Annotated in this window: 7 protein-coding genes; 3 read left to right on the top strand and 4 right to left on the bottom strand. The window is 40.9% G+C overall.

Going from position 1 to position 5,913, the window contains the following annotated elements; all coding sequences use genetic code 11:
• A partial coding sequence (locus tag EYW48_RS20145; protein ID WP_277432946.1) for a hypothetical protein occupies positions 1–185 on the top strand: 185 nt, incomplete at its 5' end.
• A gap of 57 nt (positions 186–242) precedes the next feature.
• Here the strand turns inward: EYW48_RS20145 and EYW48_RS20140 are convergent.
• Positions 243–1,454: a toll/interleukin-1 receptor domain-containing protein gene (locus EYW48_RS20140; protein WP_277432945.1), complete on the bottom strand. Its 1,212-nt coding sequence runs from the start codon at positions 1,452–1,454 to the stop codon at positions 243–245.
• A gap of 238 nt (positions 1,455–1,692) precedes the next feature.
• Between EYW48_RS20140 and EYW48_RS20135 the strand changes: the two genes are divergently transcribed.
• Both EYW48_RS20135 and EYW48_RS20130 read left to right on the top strand, forming a co-directional pair.
• Positions 1,693–1,827, top strand: coding sequence for a hypothetical protein (locus EYW48_RS20135; RefSeq protein WP_276529233.1), 135 nt, complete (start codon positions 1,693–1,695; stop codon positions 1,825–1,827).
• Between the two features lie 411 nt (positions 1,828–2,238).
• The gene (locus EYW48_RS20130) at positions 2,239–2,373 is read left to right on the top strand and encodes a hypothetical protein (protein WP_277432944.1); all 135 of its coding nucleotides are present in this window, start codon (positions 2,239–2,241) and stop codon (positions 2,371–2,373) included.
• 304 nt (positions 2,374–2,677) lie between these two features.
• On the opposite strand, the gene EYW48_RS20125 is transcribed toward EYW48_RS20130, so the two are convergent.
• The 3 genes from EYW48_RS20125 to EYW48_RS20115 form a co-directional block, all read right to left on the bottom strand.
• Complete coding sequence (locus tag EYW48_RS20125; RefSeq protein WP_277432943.1) at positions 2,678–3,664, bottom strand: ATP-binding protein; 987 nt, start codon at positions 3,662–3,664, stop codon at positions 2,678–2,680.
• Positions 3,665–4,365: 701 nt separating this feature from the next.
• Positions 4,366–4,668 carry a hypothetical protein gene (locus EYW48_RS20120; protein WP_277432942.1) on the bottom strand — a complete coding sequence of 101 codons (303 nt, stop codon included), beginning with the start codon at positions 4,666–4,668 and terminating at the stop codon, positions 4,366–4,368.
• A 195-nt stretch (positions 4,669–4,863) separates the two neighbouring features.
• Positions 4,864–5,769 carry an abortive infection family protein gene (locus EYW48_RS20115; RefSeq protein WP_102983618.1) on the bottom strand — a complete coding sequence of 302 codons (906 nt, stop codon included), beginning with the start codon at positions 5,767–5,769 and terminating at the stop codon, positions 4,864–4,866.
• Positions 5,770–5,913 lie beyond the last annotated feature (144 nt).

Below are 5,913 nucleotides of genomic sequence, written 5' to 3'. Positions count from 1 at the left end.
TGAAAAGCATCAAACTCAGGTTGTTCAAGGATCCATTTCGATCAAGCCAACTTGCCGAAAACACGGAACGAATTCTCAATGAAATCGTAGCTTTGACCTTAAAAACTCATCAAACACATAACGCCGCGTTAAGTGGTGACCAACGCCTACCACCCGACCTAAACCATTGTGACATAAACACTTAAAATGAAGAAAGTCGAAAACGCCATGCGTTGGGAATCCGTCTTAAACGCTTTGTTAGGCTAATTTGGAATAATATTCTCATACACACCGATAGAATCAGGCTTTTTAATCCTTAAAGTTGATAGCAAACGTACTAAGTTCCTTTCATAGTTTTCGGGATTCGAAAAATCACCTATGACGCGATCATTCAATTCCTGACCAACTTCCGTAGACTTGAACTGTTCTGAGAATACAAAACCGTCCGTTGCCAAAGGTAATATACGGCTTGAACCACCTTCTCTAGCTTCTTTGGCTAAAGCTTGCTCAATCTCATTTAAGACACCATTACGCGATAGAGATTGTTCTGAGCATATAAGAATCACACGGTCGTACTTGCCTATATTTTGCCTCATCATCTGATGTAATTTTTGACCAAACTCAGCATCATCTTCGAAAAACCAAGTTTGTACTCCATTTCGATTTAAGTCAGACTTTAGCATTCTTGCAAAGTCTGCATCTGGACCGCCATAACTAATAAATACTTTTTGCATAAGCTTAAACAACATCTCCGGATCTAATGTTTTAACCGAGTCTATTAAATAGAGACTAACCAACTCTGGCATCCCTGTAGATATTAAGAAATCGCATAACTGTGGTTGGGATAGCGAACGTGCGACAGACTTCCAATCAACATAAGAACTGCTAACCTCATTCTGATTATTGCTACAAAATGGTTCTAGATCTATGTCCAACAGCTTCGTGTCATAAAAGCTACAGTCTGACACCTCGCCATAGTCAAATGAACATGCTTCAAAAGTAACTCCTGTTAAATCACAGCTTACAAATTTTGAATCTAAAAGCCATGTGTCCTTGAAGATACTTGATTCGAGTTCAGACTCCGAAAATCTACAGCGATCTAATTTAGCTTCAGTAAAATTGCAGCGAGTAACGCGAGAGTCATGGAATATTGCACAACTCAGATTTGACTCACTAAAATCAACATCAGGTAAATTTGCATCCGTGAAATCACAGTGGTTTAACTCGGCTTTATGTAAAGTGGCATTGCAAAAATTGCAACCAGTTAAATTTGACCCATGCAAATCTGCGCCACATAAATTCAAATTCGAGAAATCAAAATTAGATAAGTCTTGATTTGATAATGTTAACCCTTGAAAGTAGCGTTCACCTTTTTCAATTCGAGCACGCAGTTCCTCCACTGTCTTCGGACTTGTCTCATCCTGATATATTAAATGGGGGTTATCTACATACTTAAAATACTCTTGGATATCCAATTTCACCTACCAAATTTGATTAATTAGCCTAACGCTGCGTTAAGTGGTGAGCAACGCGACCACAATCCTAAACCATTGTGCCTTAAACACAAAACTCAACCTAGAATCGAAACTCCCAAGCGTTGGGAATCCGTCTTAAACGCCTAGTTAGCTGCTGCACTTTCGCTAGCAAATTACGCCAAAATGCCTAATTTGAAACACATTATTGCTTTCAAACGGCAAAGTAAAACGGACAGCTGTGAAATTAAAACCTAATCCACGAAATGCGCTTGGCAAAGAAGAAATGACCGAGAAAATCACCATTCCTGAGCCAGGTAATTTGCAAAGAATTCTATCGAATAAACCAACGACAGAGCACACGAAATGCATTTAGGCATTCATGAATTTCAACACGAAAGAAGCCGCGCCAACGAACTTAACAAACACAACTCTTCCCGTAAGCAGACTTCGTTAAGTTCAAACACTTCCCGAAAAGTGCCACTGGCGAGTAGTTGATAAGCTGAGATTTATCCGGTGTGTAGCTAGAAAACCGAAAGCCTTTCCACCCTAAATTCACCGTTTTTCTTAACCCCAGCTAACGCCGCGTTAAGTGGTGAGCAACGCGACCACAATCCTAAACCATTGTGCCTTAAACACAAAACTCAACCTAGAGCCGAAACTCCCAAGCGTTGGGAATCCGTCTTAAACGCCTAGTTAGCTGCTGCACCTTCACTAACAAATTACGCCAAACTGCCTAATTTGAAACACATTATTGCTTTCAAACGGCAAAGTAAAACGGACAGCTGTGAAATTAAAACCTAATCCACGAAATGCCCTTGGCAAAGAAGAAATGACCGAGGAAATCCCCATTCCTGAGCATGATAATTTGCAAAGAATTCTATCGGAAAAGCCAACGACAGTGCACACGAAACACATTTAGGCATTCATAAATTTCAACAACAAAGAAACCGCACCAACGAACTTAACAAACACAACACTTCCCGTAAGCAGACTTCGTTAAGTTCAAACACTTCCCGAAAAGTGCCACTGGCGAGATAGTTGAGAAGCTGAGATTTGTCCGGTGTGTAGCTAGAAAACAGAAAGCCTTTCCACCCTAAATTCACCGTTTTTCTTAACCCCAGCTAACGCTGCATTAAGGTGTGAGCGACGCTTGGCTATACTTGAGCGAAGCGAAAATGCCAAGCGTTGCGAATCACTCTTAAATGCTTTGTTAGCCCACCGAGTTAGAGTAACTTTGACATCCCCGAAGCTTTCCTCGTAATACCACTTGCTTGAGCTTCGCTTTCACCTGTTTGGATAATATCATTCAATAGGTCAGAGAACTGAGACGGCGCTCTTTGCAAACGCATACCAAAATAAGTGCCATTGAACTGCAGGTCTTCAACGTCTATGTTATTTCCATGACCTACGATTCTTGACGTAGAGCTACCTAATACATACCACCCAAAACTTGAAGCTAGCTCAGTCAGAACATATAAACCAAAACCCGAGTTATCAAACTTGTTATCTTCTTCACTCATGTTCGTCGTTCGGGAAACACCTGGTTTGATCGCCAACTGGAGACTTTCTGCATCTGTTATACACCCTTGAGACTCTTTGAGAGTATTAGCGATACCAACCCCCTCATCGACCACCGTAATTTCAACTTGTCCATTCCACCAACGCTGTCCACACACATAACACTCTGTTGCACCGGAATGCTCAAACACGTTTCTAATTATCTCTCTGAAGGCGTAGTTATAAAGGCGATTTTCCTGAGTATCCTCTAAAGTGCCAGAAACGACTTTAGCAAGTCCACGCACGGCAGACATAATATCTTCGTACCACTTTTCTAGAGCCAGTTCACCAGCCGAAAAATCCGGTTTAGTAATTCTAGTTATTGGCAAATATGAGGATGAACCTCGGGCTTCTCCCACTTGTTTACCACAACCCATATGAATGAAATCGAAGAAACCAACGTGCATCAAATAGGAGTGCACATTAGACGCAGTATCATCTCCAGCTTTTCTAGTTTTAATACCACGCTTATGCCTAGACATCACCCAACCACGGATTTTCGAACCAGCCACCAACATAGCTGTTGGCTTTGAATAAGTAAGTGTCGAGCAGTCTAAACAAACATCTGGAGTGTCTTGATGCTCATCTAGTGTTTCGAAAAATTCTGAAAGAGTATCTCTATCAAACCTGCTCGGAAAATATATTGTTGTCATTATGTTATTTCCATAGAACTTTATTATTAGGTGGGCTAACGCCCAATTAAGTGGTGAACAACGCACTGGCCAAGTCGCCGCATTGCACCGTAAAACACTTTACCTAACGCATAGTAAAACTGCCACGCGTTGAGAATCCACTTGAATTGCTTGTTATGTGAATTTTACCGTGAATTCAAAGTAAACCACCGTGGAAATGAAGAGATCTGAATAAGTTACGTACAAAAACGATGCTGACCAAAACCTAAATGTCACAGCGATCTTAGCCGAAGAAAACCACTTACAGAATCAACAACAAAGAAAGCGCCCTTTCAGCAACCGCTAAACTTTTTGCTTCACCAGACTTTCAGTGCTGAATGTCAGCAAGCAAATCAGTCAAAAAGACATTTCAATTGAAGCGATTTGAAACCGATAAAACTCAACACAAACCAGATCCAAAACTCAATTGAGGCAAACCAAGAACCTTGAAAACGATCAATCTCAGATTATTCAAGAATCCATTTCGACCAAGCCAACTTGCCGAAAACACGGAACGAATTCTCAATGAAATCGTAGAATTAACCTCAAAAACTCATCCAACACATAACGCCGCGTTAAGTGGTGAGCAACGCTACCACCCTACCTAACCCATTGTGACATAAACACTTAAATTGAAGTAAGCCGAAAACGTCAGGCGTTGGGAATCCGTCTTAAACGCTTTGTTATGTTTGTAGCTGCAACGCCAAAGCAACCAATTGAATAAATGAAGCGATAGCCGTCACTGCTGTAAAAAACAACATTCCCAACTCTATGTTCATGGAACGTTCTGTTTGTTGTAACTTCAGGGATTCTTGAGCTTGGCTCTCTAGTTTAAGTTTTTTATTCTCTTCTTGCTCGATCCAACCTTTCACTACATACCAGGTTTTAGACCCGGGTCTGCCATGTTTTTCCTGAGACCATTGAATTTTAACTTTATCTAAACCGCGATTTTCTAGAGCTATTAAATAAGCGTCGTAACTAGCCATATCGTATTCCTCATGATGTGTACGACACTTTTATATCAGCTATCCAAAATCCGCTAAAGCTATAATTTTCTTTAAAAACATAACGCCCGCTTAAGTGGTGAGCAACGCAATACGATGTTTCAGCACACCACCTTAATCACAAAAATCAACGCATGGTAAAATGCCACGCGTTGCGAATCCGTCTTAAAGCGTTTGTTAAGTTTTTTGTTTCAGCCTACGCAATAAATAGGTGCTTGCTGTAGCGGAAGCGTCACTAACTAATCTTGCATAGTGCTCGGGGGCTACATAATCCCCAGGGGTAAAGCCATGCGCTGTACCAAAATGAGTTCTCATCGCACCAACTGCTTGAAAAATACTTTTGATTCCACCATACAGTTGTGTCATATCCCTGTTAGCTTCCTGATCTGTAGATAAGTCCAGAGCCTTTATTGCTGCGCCTATAAGATTAGTAATGTCTTTCTTAGCTGGTAATGGCTCACCCGTTTCCTTTAGGATAAGGCGACATACCGACTCTAAATAACTAGATGACCTAGTAATCGAGTCTGATGGGTCTGACTGGATCGTATTCCGAGCTTTAATCCAAACTTTAATTAATTCATCAGAGTTTACATCCTTAAGTGCGCTAATCGTTTCAGAAGCAATATCTTCAGATTGTGAGTCTAATGCTTTGTTTAACGAGTCAATCGATTCAGATGTATTATTCTCAATTGACGCCAGTGCACACTCAATATTTCCTAACAGCGAGTTAATCTGAATGTCTCTAGACAATCGCTCAATCCATTCAACTGAACATGACTTTATGCTCTTACATTTAAAAGATTGATAGTCCTCAGGGACTTGATTCATAGAGTCAACAAAATCGTCTTCAGTCGAGCGATATGCAACCTCTAATTCCCCATCACTAAATTGAAGATAACCATAAACCCAGTCATCAGGTCCGATCATTTGCAACGTTTCTTGGGCTGAACGAGCCCAAACATCAATACCGTCAAGAGACTCCGTTAAAGCTTCTTCAAGCTTCTCTAACTTCTTGAGCACTTCGGCTCTTTTTTCTTTGATCCTAGAGCTTTGCCCTTTGATTTTTTCTAGTAACTGAGACACCCATACCTCCTAAAACTTAACGCCCAATTAAGTGGTGAACAACGCACTGGCCAAGCCGCTGCATTGCACCATAAAACACTTTACTCAACGCATAGTAAAACTGCCACGCGTTGAGAATCCACTTGAATTGCTTGTTATGTGAAT

Origin of the sequence: Vibrio sp. 1180_3 (assembly GCF_029478545.1) — a bacterium.
Classification (GTDB): Bacteria; Pseudomonadota; Gammaproteobacteria; order Enterobacterales; family Vibrionaceae; genus Vibrio; species Vibrio aestuarianus.
This window is presented reverse-complemented; position numbering and strand designations above follow the sequence as displayed.

What these genes read in the sequence shown, in the direction of transcription:
- EYW48_RS20125 (WP_277432943.1), bottom strand. Translation starts at nt 3,664, where the DNA reads ATGACAACAATATATTTTCCGAGCAGGTTTGATAGAGATACTCTTTCA.
- EYW48_RS20120 (WP_277432942.1), bottom strand. Translation starts at nt 4,668, where the DNA reads ATGGCTAGTTACGACGCTTATTTAATAGCTCTAGAAAATCGCGGTTTA.